At 59.1% G+C, this 18563-nt stretch carries 14 protein-coding genes; 11 read left to right on the top strand and 3 right to left on the bottom strand.

The features are described from left to right. Positions 1–18: 18 nt before the first annotated feature. The 3 genes from MK745_RS17700 to MK745_RS17690 are packed head-to-tail and all read left to right on the top strand — an operon-like array spanning position 19 to position 2632. Entirely contained in the window at positions 19–618 is a 600-nt protein-coding gene (locus MK745_RS17700; protein ID WP_008335637.1) for a helix-turn-helix domain-containing protein, read from the top strand. Beyond that, positions 611–1828, top strand: coding sequence for a type II toxin-antitoxin system HipA family toxin (locus MK745_RS17695; RefSeq protein ID WP_027246249.1), 1218 nt, complete (start codon positions 611–613; stop codon positions 1826–1828). Before MK745_RS17700 ends, MK745_RS17695 begins: the two co-directional genes overlap by 8 nt. A gap of 12 nt (positions 1829–1840) precedes the next feature. Beyond that, positions 1841–2632 (top strand): AbiJ-NTD4 domain-containing protein, encoded by a 792-nt coding sequence (locus MK745_RS17690; RefSeq protein ID WP_243614552.1) that lies wholly within the window; start codon positions 1841–1843, stop codon positions 2630–2632. A 209-nt stretch (positions 2633–2841) separates the two neighbouring features. On the opposite strand, the gene MK745_RS17685 is transcribed toward MK745_RS17690, so the two are convergent. From MK745_RS17685 to MK745_RS17675, 3 genes are all read right to left on the bottom strand, one after another. After that, positions 2842–4020 (bottom strand): reverse transcriptase family protein, encoded by a 1179-nt coding sequence (locus MK745_RS17685; RefSeq protein WP_050772053.1) that lies wholly within the window; start codon positions 4018–4020, stop codon positions 2842–2844. A 199-nt stretch (positions 4021–4219) separates the two neighbouring features. Next, complete coding sequence (locus tag MK745_RS17680) at positions 4220–5479, bottom strand: phosphoribosyltransferase-like protein (protein ID WP_243614551.1); 1260 nt, start codon at positions 5477–5479, stop codon at positions 4220–4222. Between the two features lie 78 nt (positions 5480–5557). Next, positions 5558–6139 carry a plasmid pRiA4b ORF-3 family protein gene (locus MK745_RS17675; RefSeq protein ID WP_200813253.1) on the bottom strand — a complete coding sequence of 194 codons (582 nt, stop codon included), beginning with the start codon at positions 6137–6139 and terminating at the stop codon, positions 5558–5560. 922 nt (positions 6140–7061) lie between these two features. Between MK745_RS17675 and MK745_RS17670 the strand changes: the two genes are divergently transcribed. From MK745_RS17670 to MK745_RS17635, 8 genes are all read left to right on the top strand, one after another. Further along, positions 7062–7400, top strand: coding sequence for a DUF736 domain-containing protein (locus MK745_RS17670; protein ID WP_008335621.1), 339 nt, complete (start codon positions 7062–7064; stop codon positions 7398–7400). Between the two features lie 635 nt (positions 7401–8035). Beyond that, positions 8036–8212 carry a hypothetical protein gene (locus tag MK745_RS17665; RefSeq protein ID WP_165198475.1) on the top strand — a complete coding sequence of 59 codons (177 nt, stop codon included), beginning with the start codon at positions 8036–8038 and terminating at the stop codon, positions 8210–8212. 525 nt (positions 8213–8737) lie between these two features. After that, positions 8738–9358 (top strand): helix-turn-helix domain-containing protein, encoded by a 621-nt coding sequence (locus MK745_RS17660; RefSeq protein ID WP_008335612.1) that lies wholly within the window; start codon positions 8738–8740, stop codon positions 9356–9358. Beyond that, on the top strand, positions 9351–11279 hold the full coding sequence (locus MK745_RS17655) for a relaxase/mobilization nuclease domain-containing protein (RefSeq protein ID WP_008335610.1): 1929 nt from the start codon (positions 9351–9353) through the stop codon (positions 11277–11279). Before MK745_RS17660 ends, MK745_RS17655 begins: the two co-directional genes overlap by 8 nt. A 16-nt stretch (positions 11280–11295) precedes the next feature. Beyond that, positions 11296–13209 carry a type IV secretory system conjugative DNA transfer family protein gene (locus MK745_RS17650; protein ID WP_027246185.1) on the top strand — a complete coding sequence of 638 codons (1914 nt, stop codon included), beginning with the start codon at positions 11296–11298 and terminating at the stop codon, positions 13207–13209. Positions 13210–13610: 401 nt separating this feature from the next. Then, entirely contained in the window at positions 13611–14306 is a 696-nt protein-coding gene (locus MK745_RS17645) for a hypothetical protein (RefSeq protein WP_175480281.1), read from the top strand. Continuing rightward, positions 14303–16300: a hypothetical protein gene (locus tag MK745_RS17640; RefSeq protein ID WP_036761585.1), complete on the top strand. Its 1998-nt coding sequence runs from the start codon at positions 14303–14305 to the stop codon at positions 16298–16300. Before MK745_RS17645 ends, MK745_RS17640 begins: the two co-directional genes overlap by 4 nt. A gap of 10 nt (positions 16301–16310) precedes the next feature. Continuing rightward, positions 16311–18200, top strand: a complete 1890-nt coding sequence (locus MK745_RS17635) for a hypothetical protein (protein WP_083783485.1) — start codon at positions 16311–16313, stop codon at positions 18198–18200. The last annotated feature ends 363 nt before the right edge of the window (positions 18201–18563 follow it).

The raw sequence follows: 18563 nt of genomic DNA, 5'->3' as shown, positions 1-18563 counted from the left end.
GAAGCAGCAAGATAGATCATGAGTTACGCAATAGAGCACATCGCAGAGTCGCTCAAAGCCGCGCGGGAACGCAAAGGGATCTCTCAGCGCGCGCTCAGTGCGAAGGCTGGGGTTCCACAGAGCCACATCTCCAAGATCGAGAACGGGGCGGTCGATCTGCGTCTGTCCAGCCTGGTCGAGCTTGCACGTGTACTTGATCTGGAATTGACTCTGGTCCCGCGCAAGAAGCTGCCTGCCGTTCGGGCGATCATTCGCGGTGATGATGATGGTCACCGTGACGTTCAGAGCGCGCGTAAGGCGACGAACCTATTGCAGCGCCTTGATGACCAGATAGCAGCGCTTCCCAGTGAAACGCTCTCTGAGATTGTCGTTCAGGAGTTGCAGCGCCGGGCGCGCGAATTGATGCACTTCAAGCTTTCAGCCGATGATGTTGTTCAGTTGCAAGAAGCGTCTGCTGCCATGCAGGAGTTCCTGAGCGATCCGCGCAATCTGGAAGCGGTCGAGCAGGCGCAGAGCCAGTTGCGCATGCTGCGCAACGCACTCGCCCATGGGGCGGGTGTATCTGCACCATCCTTACCGCGTCCGGCCTATCGTCTGGATGGTGACGATCATGGCTGATGTCAGTGTCCTTGAAGTCCTGCTCTACGGAGAGCCGATAGGTACGTTGACGCGGGTCAGCGGTGATACCTCGCTCTTTGCTTTCTCTGAAGGCTATGTCGCCGATGCGGGCAGGCCGGTTCTGAGCCTCGGTTTCAAGAATGAGCTTGGGGAACTGACCACTGATTTCGGTACGCAGAACATGCACCTGCTGCCCTTCTTCTCCAATCTTCTGCCCGAAGGTCACATGCGAGACTATCTCGCCGAGCGCGCGGGCGTGAAGCCCGTCCGTGAATTTTTCCTGCTCTGGGTTCTCGGCGAGGACCTTCCCGGTGCGGTCACTGTTCGGCCCGCCGATGGTGAGGCGTGGCCCCCCGACGCTGATGATGGTGAAGATCATCACGATGATCATCGAGATCAGGCGCTGAGGTTCTCGCTGGCAGGCGTTCAGTTGAAGTTCTCGGCTTTGGGAGACAAACAAGGCGGTCTTGCGATTCCGGCCAAGGGGGTCGGCGGCTCCTGGATCGTCAAGTTGCCAGCGCAAGGCTTCGATGCTGTCCCCGAGAATGAATTCTCGATGATGACGCTCGCGCGTCTCTGCGGCATGGATGTTCCGCCGATAAGGCTGATCGATGTTGCCGACATCGGCAACCTGCCCGAGGGCATGGATAAGGTCAGCGGTCAGGCGCTGGCGGTCGAAAGATTTGACCGTCTAAGTGATGGCAGCGCTGTTCACATTGAAGACTTCGCGCAGGTCTTTCGCGTTTATCCCAAGGACAAGTACGAGAAGGCAAGCCAGCGCAACATCGCACAGGTACTGGCCGCTGAATGCGGAGAGGCCGACATCGCCGAGTTTATCCGGCGGCTGACTTTCAATGTGCTGATCGGCAATGCCGACATGCACCTCAAGAACTGGTCGCTGATCTATCCGGATCGTAGGCAGGCAGCGCTCGCGCCGTGTTACGATTTTGTTTCGACCATTGCCTACATAGACGACGACAAGGCGGCGCTCACCTTTAGCCGCACCAAGAAGTTCTCCGGGTTCTCGAAGGACGAGCTGTCGCACCTGGCTGCAAACGCCGGTTTATCCGAGAAGCTGGTTCTGGGAACCGCACGCGAGACTGTCGCGCGCTTCCATGAGCACTGGCAGGCCGAAAAGGGAAACCTGCCGCTGACCGCGGATGCGATCAAGGCGATCGAAGCCCATTTGCACACAGTGCCGATAGCGTAGGGGATTGGCAGAATGGCAGAGAGTTTTTCGAACCGGCACGGCTACCGCAGCGCAGCCGCGGAGATAACCGTTCACGAGGACGCGCCCGAAAACCTGCGCTATGCGATCCCGCTGATTGGGCAGGACATCGGCATGAGCCCGTCCGCCATGCGCCGGATCATCTGTCAGGTGTTGCTCGTCCCGCCTGACCGGAACAACTGGTCGGAGCACCCCAACATCTGGGAAGAGGTCGTTGGGCTACTTGCCGACTGTCCTTGGTACAAGGTCTATGACATTGCTGAAGCGTTCCATACGGCACTCGCGCAAGGGTTCAACGACAATGCAAGCAGGTTCGATGGCCGGCTGAACCAGTTTTTTGTCGAAAATGGCGTCGGCTGGCATATGAACGACGGCCAGATAGTCTATCGCGGCTCCGAAGCATTTACCGGCGCGACACAAGAGGCCGTCGAAATCCTCGAACATACCGGGCGCAGTGCCGCCGCACGCGAGATCCACGAAGCGCTGCGCGATATTTCTCGGCGGCCAGAGCCGGATGTGACCGGGGCAATCCAGCATGCCTGCGCAGCGATGGAAGCGACCGCGCGGGATCTGGCCGGCGATTCCAAAGCAACATTCGGCCAGCTTGTAAAGCGATTGGACCTTCCAAAACCTCTTGATACCGCAGCCGAGAAACTGTGGGGCTATGCGTCCAACAACGCTCGTCACGGGTTGGAAGGACAGCAGGTTGATACGCCAGAGGCCGAGCTGGTTGTCAGTGTAGCCTGCGCGGTCTGCACCTATTTGGCCAAACGCGCGGTGATATAGCGGCCCGAACAGTCTGATGAAGTGACTGGGATTTCAGAGATACTGGAGCAACGCAGAAGGCCGACACTTAATTCACAGGACCGGTTCAAAATCAGTGCGATCTCAGGCTGGAAAGACCTTCTAGGTTCTCCGGTGGTGATTTGAGCTCAGAAGCTTCTCCAAATTGATGAAAATCCGTAGGTAGAAGACGCCCATCGAACAGATTAAATTCACCTCCTTGTCTGCGACCAATCTGACGAGTCTAAAATCGCCCGACATTTCGCCGCATAGACCGGATCGATCTGACCGGCGAACGCGATCAGGCCCAACAGATGTTGGCGGAGGCCTTCAACGGAGGCGAATCCGCGCCGCGCTGCATGTTGAACCGGCCCCTGATCGGGAGCGCTTATGTGATACAGGTGCTTTCGAAGCCGCGAGCGGAAATCGCGGGTCAGCTTCGGCGTGTCTCCGTCCACCAAAAGGCCGAGCACGACTTTCCGTGCTCCCGGAGAAACAATCGTCGTCTTGGATTGGTTCGGCGCCAGTCCTCGAGCAGCCAGGGTCTCATAGACTCGCCCTACCAGATCATGTGCGCGGGATCTTCCAAACGACTTTCGTGTCGTTGAAAAGGTGAGATCGTCTGCATAGCGCGAGTATCGGACGCCGAAGGTCTTCGCGATAGCAGTCAGTCTTTCATCTAGGTCGCGCACTGCGAGATTGGCCAACATTGGGCTGGTTGGTGCGCCTTGCGGCAAGACGCCAAGCAGGTCTCGTGGATAAAGCGATGTCAAGGACGAGTGCCGAAACTTGGGCGTTCGTCGCTGAGGCAAGACAGCAGTATCGTTGCGATGTTTGTCGCGGAGACGGGTGCACAAGCGCGCAAGCTCAAACGCGACCAGCGGCTGGTAGCCCCGCTCCAAAAACACCCGATGCACGTCGATTTCAGTCAGCGATTCGAAGAAGTTCCGCAGATCAATCTTGACCATCCAAACTGCGCGGCAGTGGCGCGCCGCGGCCTGGGCCAACCGAGACCCTGGTGCAAACGCCGTGCTCGCCGAATGGCAGGGTGCGTGGCGCAGGACTTCGGACGCGATCCAAGTCTGGACTCTCAGCAAGGGCGGCTCAGGCACGGCAATTGTTCGATAGCGCGGAGGTTGGCCCGGGATCGGGCGCTTGCGGATCGAGAACTCCCGATAAGGGTCCGCATCCTGCCTTGAGGCATATGTTTTCAAAATACCGACATCGACGCCCGCCAAATGCCCCAGATGGCCAAGGGTGAGGATCGGCGGGCCGGGACTTGGCTGCCGCAATGTGTGTTCAGCTGTCGCGATTGCATTATTGAGGATGGATTCATCCACTCCTGCCGCAAGGCCTTCGGCGAAGTAGCGTTGAGAGTTCCACGTTCGCATCTACTATCCACCCTTCAGGGTGAGCTTGATCGGATCGCAAGTCAGCCTACCGCTGCGGCGACCGCAAGGTCGTGCGGTTCGATCAAGTTGAGCATCAAGCGAAAGCTTGACCGTGAGCCCATCGCAATCGACGGCCCAGGCATCACCTCCTGCGGGCAGGACGTGACACCAACGGTGCCGGTCGTTACCCCGGCAACCACTAGACATCGCGTGGCGCTCTCAACGCATTCGGAAAGTACATCGTGTCGCCGCCTTGGGGAAGGGGGCTCTTGCGGTCTTGGCGAATCAGTCGTGACGCAACCATCCGCCCTCGTTCGGTCAGTTGATGCGACGCGTTTATCCAACCCCAACCTTTCAAGCGGTCAAGGATTTCGCACACATCATCGATGTTCATGCCGAGACGACCCGATATCGCTTCGGAATGACGGGGAGATCGGCGCAGTGCAGACAGGATGATCGTTTCCAAGCTCGTCGGGCGCAGAATTGCCCCGGTATCCGACGCCTTGGCAGACGCTTCAATACGCGCTCTTTCTTTCTCTGGCGTGTGCGGTTCTTGGTAGGGGGAACCAGCTGTACTGGATGCACGCTCCGGTACCAGCGCCGACCATCTTCTTGCATCCTTCCAGAACATCGAAGGTGCATTGTTCGGCATGCCGTGATCAAACGCCAAAAGCGCCCCCACTTCGCCATAGCCCAGGGGTTTGGACCCTGGTGGCGCATAGCGACGACACAGCTCTTCCATCCGCCTGACTTTTCCTCGGGGAAAGACCGTTTGAATTGTTGGGCATCGTGTCACCAAGCTGACGGTGGGCGATGAGGCGTGATCCTTTACGCGTTCGACCCCAGCTTCTGTCCCTGCGTAGGCCACCACTTCGAAACAAAGGCCGGAATGACTGCGCCTCGACCACCAGCTGCGCACTGTCCGCAGCCTCCATGCGGCATTGAGATAGTTGATGACGCGATCTCCACTTCCGATGAAGTCCGTTACCAGAACGAACCGGCGCGCGCGCTTCTCGCGAATTATGTCGGCCCCAGGGTTGAGAAGGATCGACCTTCGATGGCGCTTGTGCAACTGGGTCAGGACGTTGGCGACAACCCCTTCACTGCCTATTTCTTCGGCGACCTGTCGCTGACGAGGCACCAGCGGCGGTCCGACGCGGCCATATGCGCGCACAGTCTTCTTCCCTTTTTGAATTTTACTCGCGCGGGACGTCTCGGGAAACAAACGGTTGGGTTGCCCTTTCCATTTCTTACGCTCTGTTTCGTTGTAAAGCGCCACGGGGTTGGGACCGATCCTCAGGCGGTCTTCAAGGACCCGCGTCAAATCGCGGCGAAAAGCATCACCAGGGACAAGCCGGATGAGGGACGCGAGGATCGCGGCATCCGCCCGGTCCGCTTCTTCGAATTGATCCACCCATGCTTTCACCAACGGCTGCATGATGGTCGAGCTTGTGGTCACGTCGGTACCTCGATCTCAGTTCTTCAAAATGGTTGCGAGGTTCGCCATATGGATCGCGCGCCAAGCCAGCGTCAGGAGTCACTTTAGACCGCGACACTCTTTCGCCCAAACGAACATCGCACCGACGGCAGCATTGGCTTGCTGCACGCTGAACACTTCCGGTTCGAACGCGCCGGCCCATTGCTTTGTATCACGATATTCCGGGTGGCGTTTGTCGGTCAGCGCGTCGAGAAACTCTTCGTAAGAGTAGGGCCCTCCACAGTCCTCTGGCGGGCACGCTCGCGCTCCGGCAACACAGGCGGGAAAGTCCAGATCTGGTCTTCCGGTTGGTTTGCTAACCTTCTCGACAGTGACGAGGTGCCGCCAGCCATCGCCGAAATCATAAGTGTATATGAACTGATTGCCTTTCTTGACCAGCTCGCCAAGAGTAAAGCTCTTTTCGTCCTTCCGGCCATCGTTTGGGTCCCAGCTGTCGTCACTTTCGTCGCGGGCCTCGAACCTGTCTTCGCCAATCTCGAATTCATGCAAATGATAGTCTTGCCAAGGCATAGCGCCCTGGAGAACGGAATGCAGGATGTCCAAGCTGATGTCATTCGGCACGAGGATCCGGCGCCAGATGGGTGGTTTGATGCCAACAAGTTCGATTTTCAGCTCAATCAAAATGTGTTCCGCCTGTCTCAATGGCCCTGCCGTTGAAGTAACTTTTGATTCTTAAGTTGAAGCATTCAAGGGGAACATTGGCCCCTCCTGCCCTTTGGTCAGGACCGCGCCCTACTCGGTCGGCTGCACGCAGCCGCCCGCCCCGAGCTGAAACGCCGCCTCTCGCTGCGACGTGCTGCTGGCGGTGCAGTCTCCTCCGGAGCCAGCCCGGCCAGCCGTCGCATGGTCGTGGCAACGCTTCATCTCGGCCGTTCCGGTTACGGTCGCTTGGGCGGGCGCGTGACAACATCGATCTCGTATCTCGCGTCTCGGCCGGTGTTGCTCCTTGCTTTGCCGGACGTGCCGTGCCGCCCCGTCATCATAGGTCGCAAACGGCGTTCTACGACCGCCGGATTGCCTTGACCGCAGCTGGCATCAGGCCGGTGATGGTCGTGCTGCGCGGATCGCACGTTACGGGGTGCCGTGGAGGGACCGTTCGAAATCCGGGGGGGGCGGAACGGTGTCGAGGCTTCGACGATCTCCCTGCAGCTCTTCCAGACAACACAGATCGGGTTGCCACGGAAACCAGCCGTCGCGGCACGTGAGGCAGGGTCAGCAAAGCTCTGACTGGCCGGGATGCGGCTCGGTGCGAGAGGACAGAAATATCGCCACCACAGGCATTTCTCTCATTCGGTTGTTCACCCTCCTTTCTTCGCGGCCACCGCACTTCTCCTGGTGTCTGAGTTGCATGACATGCTGGTCGCAGCTGTCGACCCGTCCACAAAGGTTGTCGCCGATCTTTTTCCCCTGTCCCTGCGGGCCATTCCGCGCGGAGCAAATAGACCGGCGCCTGCCCCTCTCCGCTACGCTTCGCCTTCGGTGTGACCGGGCCTTGGCCAGCTGCAAGGTGACCATCATTGCAACGCAAACAAGGAGAAGAGCAATGACCACGAACTGCATCAAATTCACCAGCGCCGACATCGAAACCGCCAAGGGCGTCGGCTCCATCTCGACCCTGACCTTCGACCTCGACATCACGGTCGAACCCGTCGCAAGCGCGAACCCGATGGCCCCCACGCACCGTGTCCTCGGACGCTCCCCGCGCGGCAAGCTTGTCGAGTGCGGCGGCATCTGGAAGAAGCAGAACAAGGAGACCGGCGCCGACTACTACACGCTGACCATCCGCGACCACGGCTTCAACGCCAACCTCGGCAAGGCCGCGAACCAGGACGATCTGTCCCTGCAGGCCGTGATCCCCTGGGGCCCAAAAGACGCCGCCTAAGCCAAAGGCCAGACCGCTCCGGCGGTCTGGCTTTTTCTCGTTCCGGGGGAATTTGCCCTCGACCGGTGCACTATCGGTGTCCGAAGAACGCGGCATATTTCGGAAGCGGACGCAGAGGCGGGTCGTCAGACCGGATAGGTCGCGGGCGCGGCTTCGATCTTTCAGTTCAGTGACAGCGTGGATCACGCGCGATGGAGGCGGAACCGAATGACCGCAGGGAGAACTGGGAGCCAACTGAGCGAGCCAAGCGCACCTCTTCCGTCGGTCGAACAACCCGCGCCTAGGTCGTCTTGGCGAAGCTACCAGGGGCGCCGAACTCACCCTGTGCCGCGAGGGTGGAAGTCGCAAATCAACGTCATGCATCCCGGGGCAACGTCTCACGCCAGAGTCACCGCCGCGCGCCTTTCCGTCGACCTGTTGGCCTTAGAGATCGCTAGCCCGGGGTCGAGCGGCCGGCAACGCCGGGGGCAGGTTTCTGGACGGCTGGCGCCTTGAGCGCTGCGGGGCATCGCTCACAACAAACCTGCCCCCAGCGTGCTCCATTTCATTCCGCCCCGTGCCGGGTGCAGCCCGCTCTCATGCCCCCGGTCTTTTCCACGATCCGTCCAACGACGATCAACGGAAAGGATCACACCATGACACTCGAACAATCCATCGACCTCGCCGAACTGCAAGCCGACATGGCTTTCGATGCCTACCTCGCCGCCTTTGATGAAGACGCCCATCCGGAGACACTCGACAGCCTCGAGACCGAGGCTCTGATCGCCCGCAGCCGCTACGACGATCTGCGCAGTCAGGGACTGGGTCACTGACCCAGACACCCCTGCGGGTCTTCGGATCCGCAGGGGTCTGACACTGATCCTTACCAACATTGTGACGCCCCAAACGGGCGTGACACGCGCCATCCCGCGCGGGCCGTTTTCGTGTTTCTGGCGCCCGATCCGTGACCGGCTCGGGCGCTCGGTTTGCCTGACATCGCGTGCTGCTCCAGCGCAAGTTTCAGCAGATTTATTCGACCAGATTGTCGCGCATCGATGAGGACGGCACCGCTCCATGTCGCGCTGCCCAGCGGTCTTGAGTGCACCTCATCGCAAGCAAAAAAACACATCATGCAAAACGTAATATTGCGCAATGTGATGTATTGAAGTATAAGCAAAAGAGAGAAGGAAGACGTTGGCAGGATATGGCCAATGTTTGCACATTTTGTCCGAGGGGTCTGTGATGGGCGTTTCCCGCAAAGCTGAATGCTCCGCCGCACGCGAACGCGATTGCGAGCAATCGCTGCCTCGCGCGCGTTTGCGCATGCATCTTTTCCCTGGAAGCGGGAGAACGTCCTAGTGCCGAGGCCAGCGAAAAACCTGAAGCTTGAGCAGCGCATCGAAGTGGCAAAGCGCTTCGCGGCGGGCGAGAGCGCCAAGGACCTGGCGGCGGCGTTCGGCATCTCCCCGCGCCACGTGAACCGGCTCGCGAAAGAGGAGGCGGGCGAGGGCATCGCGGTGCGCGATCCAAGCGAGACGGTGGCCTTCCGGGCGAGCCGATCCGAGCTGGACGCCTTCGATGCGGAGTGGCGCGAACGGGGCTTTGCCAACCGATCACAGGCGCTCAATGCGGTGCTGCGTGGACGGTGCGGGTTCCTTGATATACCCCGTGATCTGGTCTCGGAATTCTGCGCCGCATGGCGTCAGGCGAAGGATATGAGCGACGCCGGACTGGTGCTCGCCAAGGCGGTCCATCGCGGTCGGCTGGAGGTCTCGGAGGCAGACCGCGCGGTGCTGATCGAACTGCTCGATCTGGCGCAGTCGATGAGTCGTGAGATGGGCCAGATGAAGGATGCGGCGCAGGCGCTGCGTCATCAGGAATGGCCGCAAAAGGAAGAAGGGCAGGAGGCGGAGAACGAGATCCTGGAGGATGACCCGCGCGCGATCGAGCGCGGATTGAGGCTCGTCAGGAATGGCTGATCCGCTCGCCCTCTACACCTCGGTCATGGGGCGGCTCTGGGAGGATGAGCGCATCCGGGGCCAGGCCGCGGCGCGGATCGACGCGCGGTTGGCGGGGCGTCGGCAGGGGCGGAGTTTCGCGCGCGTTGGAACCATGTCGGCGCGCAACGCGCTGAAAGTAGCCTCGGGTCAGAGCCGAGCGGCGGTGTTCAAACGGATCCGGGCAGGGGGCTGCAAGACGCGTGCTTCGCTTGGGGCGCAGATCTCCTACATCAATGACAAGGCGGTCTACACCTATTCGACGATGACCAACGCGCTGACCGATGCGGCGGTGCTGTCTGAGGAACAGAAAGAGGACATCGTCGAGGACTGGGCCGGGACCTGGCGCGGCTCGACCAAGCTCGGGTTCACCTCGCACATGCTGCTGTCCTTCCCGACCGACGTGACGGTCGATCAGGTTCGCGACATCGCGATAGACTGGACCGAGCATTTCTTCGAGAGCGGCGAATACGGCGACCAATGGGACTATGTCCTCGCGGTTCATGACGACCGGGCGCACAAGCACGCGCATATCATCCTGAACAATCGCGGCGTCGAGAAGGGCACCTGGTTTTCGTGTTGGGCCGAGGGCGTGATGTCGCCGCAGCTCATGCGCGAGAAGCAGGCTGAAATTGCGGAACGCTATGGCGTGATGCTTGATGCCACCACGCGGCTCGAGCGCGGCATTTTCGAGAAGCCCGCCGGGATCGAGGAGATCTACCGCGCCAAGGAAGAGGCTCGCCTGCCGCGCGAGATCGTCATGACGGCCCAGGAAACTGCCATCGCGCAGGCGCAGGTGGTGGGCTTCGCCAAGGACTACAAGAACCTCGCGGATCTGCTGGACCGGATGGACCAGCGCCACATGGCGCGCGCCGTGCGCGGCATGGCGGACGGACTGGGCTCGGGCACGCCGTGGAACTTCACCGAAGGAGAGATAGACATGAAGGACATCAAGACCGTCGGTGATGCGATCGACTATTCCGAGCGCACGATCGAGGCGCTGAGGCTCAAGGCCGAGGAACTGGACCCGGCCGAGCGCGCCGCGTTCGAGGCCAAGGCCGCGCCGATCATCGCGGACCTCTCGCAGATGGTGCCGGACCCGGAGTTGCGCGTGCGCTTCGGCAAGCAGCTCGAAGAACCCTATCCGCCGGGGGCGGGCAGTGAGGTTCTGATCGCCGCGCTGCAGTCGGGCAATGACGAAGGGCTGCGTGACGTGCTCGAGCGGGCCGAGGAGGTCGGGATGGATAGCGAGGAACTGGTGGCGCGGATCAGTGCCGGCGGCACGCGGAACTACGGCATGGCACAGGACTGGGTCGAGCGGGACATGAACGCGGTGCTGGCCAAGGACGGTCTGAGCGTGGAGACCGCGAGTGACGACCAACTCGACGCCGCGCTCGAGAAGGTCGACGGCGTGATGGACGCGCTGATGGAACGCGCCAAGGAACTGGGTGTCGAGATTGGTCGGACCCTCGCGGACGAGGAAGAGGCGACGCTGCCGCTCATCGACGAGGACGACCGGACGCCCAATCCCTACCTGCAGGACCTCGCCCACATGTTGCGCGACGGCAAGCTCAGCGAGGAACAGGAAGAGACGGTCGAGCGGACCCTGCAATCCGAGCTCTTCAAGGAGTTGGGCGAAGAAGGCTTGGCCGAGCTTCGCCGCGGCAACTACGAGGTGCTGGACGCGGCGCTGCCGAGCAAGCTCGATCAGATCACCGTCACGCAGGAGTTCCTTGAGATGACGTTTGAGGAAACCGGCGATCAGGTCTTCACCGACCGCGCTGCCGGGTTGCAGCAGGATAAGGCGACCGAGGTGGCGCGATTGCGCGGCCAGCAGGAGGTGCAGGAGTTGGGGCGTGATCTCGGTCGGGACCGCGGTCTCGATGACGAGATGGAATTCTAAAGGGGAGATGACCACCATGACCAAGACACTTCCCCTCTGGGCAGCGCTCCTCTTCGGTGTGATCTGCGGCGCCGTCATCGGCACCATCGTTGCCGCCTTCTACCTGACCCTGGCCCTGAAAACGGGGTTTCAGAGTTTCGACATGTTGGCGCTCTGGAAGGCGAGCGCCAGCACCCGCGCGGTACATCCCGAAGCCTTCAAGGTGGGCTTCGGGGCCGTTGGCTTTGGCGCGATCGGTCTCGGCACCCTGGCGCTGGCTTGGACCTGGAAGAAAGAGCGGGACGATTACGGCTCGGCACACTGGCAGACCAAGGCGGAGCTGAAGAAGAACGACATGTTGCAGGCGCCGGGCAAGGGCTTTGTCTGCGGCAAACTCGGCGCGCCGACCTCGAAGGCTGAGTTCATCTCTTCGACCACGATCCCGCATGTGATGATGGTCGCCCCAACCCGCGCCGGTAAGGGCGTCGGCTTCGTGATCCCGAACCTCCTAAGCTTCGCGGGTTCGGTCGTGGTGCTCGACGTGAAGGGTGAGAACTTCGAGAAGACAGCGCGGTTGCGGGCGCTGAATGGCGACGAGGTCTATCGCTTCAGCCCGTTTGATTGGGCCAATGCCACGCATCGCTACAATCCTCTGGCCCGGATCGCCAAGGCCCCGAGCTTCGCGCAGCGCTTCACCGAGGTCTCGATCCTGGCCGACCTCTTCCTCGACAAGGACAACAAGCAACTCGACACCTTCTCCGAGGCCGGCAAGTCGATCTTCGTCGCGGCCTGTCTGCTGGCGATCCAGCGCGGAACGCCGAACCTTGGCGAGGTGAACAAGATCGTCGCCGGGGGCGAGTACAAGAACGCCCAGTACAAGACCTATGCCGATGAAGCCGAAGAAGACATCCTGCGCGAGCTCTGGACCAACGCGGCCTCTGCCTCGTCGCGGCTGCTGACCTCAAACATCCAGGCGCTGATGACCGCGGGCCTCAAGCAGTGGGACAACCCGGCAGTGCGCTCGGCCACGCAAGCCAGCGACTTCGATTTCTCGACTTTTCGGAATCAACCGCAGTCGCTCTATATCGCCGTCTCCGAAGATCACATCGCAACCCTCGCCCCACTCCTGCGCCTGATGTTCGCCGATCTCATCGCCTCGATCCGCCTGAATGAACCGGGCCCCGACGAACCCTGGCCGGTCATGATGATGATCGACGAATTCCAGCAGATGGGTGCAATGCCCTATCTCGAACGCGCTATCCATTCCTTGGCAAGCTATGGCGGCCGCGTCGCGATGATCGCGCAGTCTCTGGCTTCGCTCGACCGGATCTACGGGCCCGAGGGCCGCGAAAGCCTCGAGAACGGGGCAGGGCTCAAGCTCTACATCACCCCGCGCGACCAGCGCACGGTGAAGGAAGTCTCGGCCGCCGTCGGCAGCACCACCCGCGAGGCGGTGACCAAGATGTATGGCCGCAACAAAGGTATCCTCGGCGCGACCTCGACTTCGGCGCGGCTGGAAGAACGGCCGCTGCTTTCCGAGACCGAAGCGCGCCTGATGGACCCCGACGAGGTGATCATCCTCGCCTCGCCCCAGCACCCGATCAAGGCGAGCCGGATCAAGTATTACGACGATCCCTTCTTCAAGCAGATGCTGGCCCGCCAAGAAGGTAAGCCCTTTCCCTATCCGCCGAGCGTGCAGGGTGTTGGGCCTTGGGGCAGCGAAGGTGGCGATGAGGCCGGCGCAGACGAGCAGGCGAAACCGGCCGAACGCGCGCCAGTCCGGGATCGCTCGCAGCGCCGCGAAGCGCGCGCGATGAGCGTGAGGACGATGGAAGCCGGGCGCGGGCAACCAGAGCCGGAGATGCTCGAGCGGGAAGCGGACTTGCCGAAGGAATGGGAGGCGGCGCTCGACCGGCAGGAGGACTTCATTGAAGAGCTATTGGGAGGGTGAGCGCGGTCTTCGCGCGACTGTCCCTTGTTAATCTTCTGTGTTGTGCGCGGAGGATGACTGTTTGTAGCCTCTGCCAGTCAGACTGCCATCGTAAAGCATGCGTACTCTTGACGTCTCCACTGCTGCTGTTCGCCAGCGTTTTTCAGCAACCAGAAGGTCTCCCGTGCGGCCTTTGGCGTAAGGGTACAGAGCCGAAACCCAAATCAATCAGCGTTCAATCAAGCCGGTTGTGTTTTCAGATTGCTCCGCCAGCTTGCCGAGCAACACCTTGCTAGACTTGTGTTCATATGTGTTTGACAGGCAGTTCGTCCAGATTCTCAATGGGTTGCTTTGCAAGCGACGATACGCGATCTTATTCGAAATAATACAATCATAGATTTATGGGGGAGTTGTCGGCAGGCATGGGCTTACTTGACGATATAGCGGGCGAAACTGGGAGCGCGACTTCAACTGACCCAGTTTCTGCCGTTGGGGTTAGATATCGTGACGCCTTGCGGCTTCTCTTCATTCTAGCGGCCGGTTCCGATCCTGCTGACGATCCTGCTGAAGAATGCGTGAAAGTCTTCAGGGCCGAAAAACGGCTAATGGCTATGGATTTCTTGGTGCGCTATCCAGACTATCTGGCTGACGCGTTACTGGACGTGGTCGAAGCCGAGGGTGATCTCGACCTGCTTAAGAAGGTCGAAGGCATTTTTGATGCTGATGAACCTTCTGTCAGGCTAGTGCGCATGGTCAGGTGGAAGCGAGGAGCTTACGAGAACATCGCGGATGCACTTGCCTTGCTAAGCTACTACGGACTCGTCCGATCGATGCAGCTTAAAGGCGAAGATGGCAAGGTGCGTCGCTATGAATACCAGATATCATCGAAGGCAATGGCTTTCTTGGACCAGTGTGTAGCCGATCATCCGGACTTGGTGTGGTACCGGGACCGGATGACGCTAGTGATGCGGGTAGCTTCCGGTAAAAGCGGTTCGAAGCTTAAGGACTGGCAATACGAGCATCCCACCTATGGCAAGACACTTCATGGCGATCTCATCCCGAGCATTCGTGTGGAAGTCGAGAAGCGCCTACGCGCGATTTCGGAGAATCTGAAATGAGAAAGTCTGCGCCAATTCAATCCACCGAGAGTGGCTGGCTCCGCGCCATTGCGGAACGTTCAGGCACTGAGGAAAGCACAGCCAAGTCTGTGCTACAGAAATACAACATCCAGCCGCAGCCTACACCTCCTCGAGCGAAGTCATTGCGGTTCAAAAGCATAAGAGTTGCAGGTGCCCGTGCAGAGTCCGACTGTGACGGGCCGTTTGATAAGACTTGGGCCAACCTCGGCGCTGGATTGTTTGCGGTAATGTCGGACCGCAACCTCCGCGGCAAGTCTTCTATCCTAAATCTGCTATACGCTGTCATCAGGGGCGAGTTCCGGGGAAGGGTTAAGGCGGACGTCTGGAAATGGCTGGAAATCGTCGATGTGACTTATGAGATCGACGGCATTCTCCACCGTACTGAATTGCGGAAAGATGTCGGAGAGGAGGATCCGGCGAAAGCGAAAGCCCGCGTCAGCCGTTCGGGCAGCGACGGGAGCTGGGTGCCATTATACGACGGTGATGGCGGCGAAGGGCTGAAGTCGCAAACGGAACAGCTAATGATGGCTGAACTAACCTTCTCGCCGATATATGCACACAATTCCAAAACCGGTGGTCATGCTCATGGCTGGCCACTGATTTCATCGGCACTCTTCTTGTCGAGTTCGACGAACGCCAAGGCACTTTTCGGCGACGTCACGATCGATGGTATCCCGTTACGCCTACTGCAACTATTCATCGGTTTGCCGTGGGTCTCGACGTATAGCGCGGCCCTCACAGCGCAGAAGGAGGTCGAGGAATCCCGCGCCGCTCGTCCAGACCAGTCTGCGCTGTACAAGGGCCTTGCGAAAAGGTTGGAGACGGTCAACGCCAAGCTGGAGACAGCAAGGGAAAGCGTGAAGAAGGTTGACGATCGCTCAAGGAAACGGGTCGAGTTGAACGATTTGGACCAACAGATGGTCACTCTGCGCGAAGTTGCGGATTCCACGCGGGCTGCTTTCGAAGTGGCTGATGTCTCGCTGCAGAAGATTGCGGAGAGCTTCGAGAAAGCCCGTCAAAGGGTACAGCAACTGGAGGACGAGAAGTCAGCCGGCTATTCGTTCCGCAAGCTTAGCCCATCCTGCTGCCCAGCCTGCGAAGCCAAATACAAAGAGGTCGTGGCGGCGCCTGGGTCAACTGGCGATGGAAGCACCTGTCTGCTTTGCAAGAACGATATTCCCCAGGGCACAGAGGATTTTGAAGAAGATCACATTCAGCTTGCGAAAGATGAAGTCGACGCCCTCGACGCGTCATTGAAATTAGCTAGGGAGAAGCAAAAAGCCGCGGAAAAATCTGCAAACAACGCTGCAATCGAACTTCGAAAAGCAAAGGATCGGGTTTCCGCGTTGCAGGTCGACCTTGCTGCCAAGGTCCCTGATACAGAGCTGGAGATCGTCCAGCTGGAAGCCCAGGCAGCTCAACTTCGCGACCTCATGGGTGATGGAGCGACATCTACAAGCTCGGACGCCAATACCGATGCTGCGGATAAGGTTCTCAGGGCAGCCACTGACGTCACCAAAGAACTTATGGTTGATATGCAATCTGAGATTCTGAAGCAGATATCGCAATCGGTGATGCTCCTTTCCCGGAAGTTTGGCATGCCCAACGCCACTGAGATGCAACTGGACAACGGAGGTCGGCTCAAAGTCAAACAAGGTGGAGCTATCGAATGGTTTAGCAACTTGACCATGGGTGAACGGCTGCGCATCAAGATTGCCGTGGCGCTCGCTGCGGTCGAAGTCGCAAGGGAACGGGGTCACGGCCGCCACCCCGGTTTGATGGTGATCGACTCGCCGGCGTCCGAAGAGGTCGTGGACAAGGATTTCGAGGCGATGCTCGATAGCGTTGCAACCGCGGCCTCGGAGATAGGCGGTGTGCAGATAATCATCGGCACGACAGCGCGTCCTTCCGTTGAAGCCGTTGTGCCAATCGAGCATCGTCTCCATGCCAAAGGCGACGACTACGTTTTCTAAGCGGTGAGTCATGGAATATCTTATCGAGTTGTTACGCGCCGATGCTGACGGATCCAGTGATCCGGGCTCCGTTTCAGCGGAGCGATTGCTTTCTGCAGTACAAAAACTCGCGCCCGGTTCAGACCGAGCCGATGGCTTTTGCTGGCTGACCCGATGGATATCCGAGACCTCTGTCCAATCCGTATTGTTGGAAATGCTGGCGTGGACTGACGACGCTCCAGCACTGGCCGAGATGGTCGATTGTCTGGAGCGGATCGAGATACCAGCCGGGTTCGCCAAGCCAGCGTGGACAAGTCTTTGTTCCCATTTCGAAGATGAAAGCAATCATTCATGGGGGCGTTCCCATGCACTGAGAGGTGCGATGCTGCTCTCGCAAGAGAACGCGGTTCTCGTGCGTAGGCTACAGGCCAGCATCCTCGACGTTTCGACAGAGGACGATCCACAATTCCTGCGTCACGTCGCCAAGGTGGTTGGCGCTATTCTACGTCGATATCCGGATACAGACTTTATGTTGCTTCTCGAACAATTGGCGACGCTGGATACTGTCGCAGACGAAGCGTGCATGGAAATTGGGTTAGCTAAGCTTCGCGAAGGACTGGCCGCACCCACCGAGGAAGCCCTTTGGTCGGCGCTTGCGTCCGCAAAAAAATGGTTCGAGCGATCCCTCGAGAACAGCGAGCGTCGTCCGGATGCAAAACTCTATTTGCTTTGCACGACCTTCCTGCTGTCAGTACGGGAAGACGGGCTCCGAGCAGATTTGAAAGATCGTTTACCTGAATTGGAAATTGCTGCCATCGAGTATACTGCGTTTTCACAGGCGCGCCACGCGTCTCACTCATGGCTGGCTGTTTCCTCGAGGGAACGCTTTCATTGGTTGTCAATGGCAACAAAATTAGCTGCTCTGGCCCACTCCCTAGGCAAAGAAATTTGGTTGAACGTTGCAATTGTGATTGAGGATGAGCTTCTGTCAATTTTCTACCCTGGAAGCGAAGTTTTTGGTCTGCCATCTACGCCCGGCCTCGATGCGTCAATGCAGGATGCTACCATCCGTGGAATGCGCGAACGCAGGTACTACCTTCAAGCGCTGGAGGAGTGGCTACAGGTCAACATTGACCATGGAAAAGCCGGGGCTGTAGCGGAGCTGCGCGAAACGCTCAAGCGGTCGATGGAGGACTCGCTTAATCGCCGCCCTTTCGACGCCACGACCACTAGCCGGCTGGTTGAGGTACTAGAAGATGCCGGCTTCAGCGAAGCCGCGGCCAAAATGGGTGTTTCGGAACTCCGCATGCATGGGGACGCCAATGTTATGGTTGCTCAGCTTTGGCAACAGGTAATCGAACAGTTTGCAACTCAGCCAGACTATTCACGTTTCCCCGACGCGCGGATGCTCGTGGAGTCTCTTGTCGGCCTATTACTGAAGTTTTTGGCTGCCCGGTCAAACGTCGGTGTTAGCACCGATCCTGTCGCCTCCTATTTGTTCCGGCGAAGTGGAAAGCTACCGGTAGAACATGATCTGCAGCTGGATTTTCTGAAATTCTTGCAGACCGGGGGAGCGCCAACCTTCCAAGCAGAGGCGCGTGATCGTGGTGGTGGGAGAGCCGACATCGACGTCCAGTTTCGCGGTGTAAGTTCGATTATCGAGGTTAAGAAGGATGACAACGTACCGGACAACGCTACCTTGGCCAAGCGCTACGCCGGACAAGCGACAGGATATCTCACTACAGGCGTCCGCTTTGGATTTCTGTTGGTCCTCGATCTGACAGATAGGAACGGACACCAGCAACACATTTCGGAGCGGATAACCATAGAGCGTAAAACGCCCGTTGGATCTGATACCGAATACCTTATCGTCGTAGCCCGAGTTCAAGCCCTCCGGAAGACGCCGCACGACCTCAAGTAATACGGCATCATGAAAGTTGCTCCAGGTTACTCCATCAAACCGATTTTTGGGTCTGTGGCGTCGCAGATTTCGATCTTCCTTTCAACCGCCTACCAATATCTGAATTGAAAATGAGGACAATGGCGCAATGTCTGAGCAAACCTTTAGTCCGTGGTTGGCACCGGCGTTGGTTGATCCAGTCAAAAAGACGCTGAAGTCACTTCCGGGATGCGGTAATCTGCGGATCTACCGTTCCACCTGATCCGCCCCACTTGAGTGGTCCAATTTGATTGTTAGTGCATGATCGGCCTTTGGTCCATCTGGATGATGGTTTCGGGGGCCGGTGGGCGATAGCCCAGAGCACTGTGGGGTCGTTTCGTATTG

The sequence above is a fragment of the Shimia aestuarii genome (genome assembly GCF_022814865.1).
Classification (GTDB): Bacteria; Pseudomonadota; Alphaproteobacteria; order Rhodobacterales; family Rhodobacteraceae; genus Shimia; species Shimia aestuarii_A.
The sequence above is the reverse complement of the archived record's forward strand: the minus strand, read 5'-3'. Positions and strand labels throughout refer to the sequence as shown.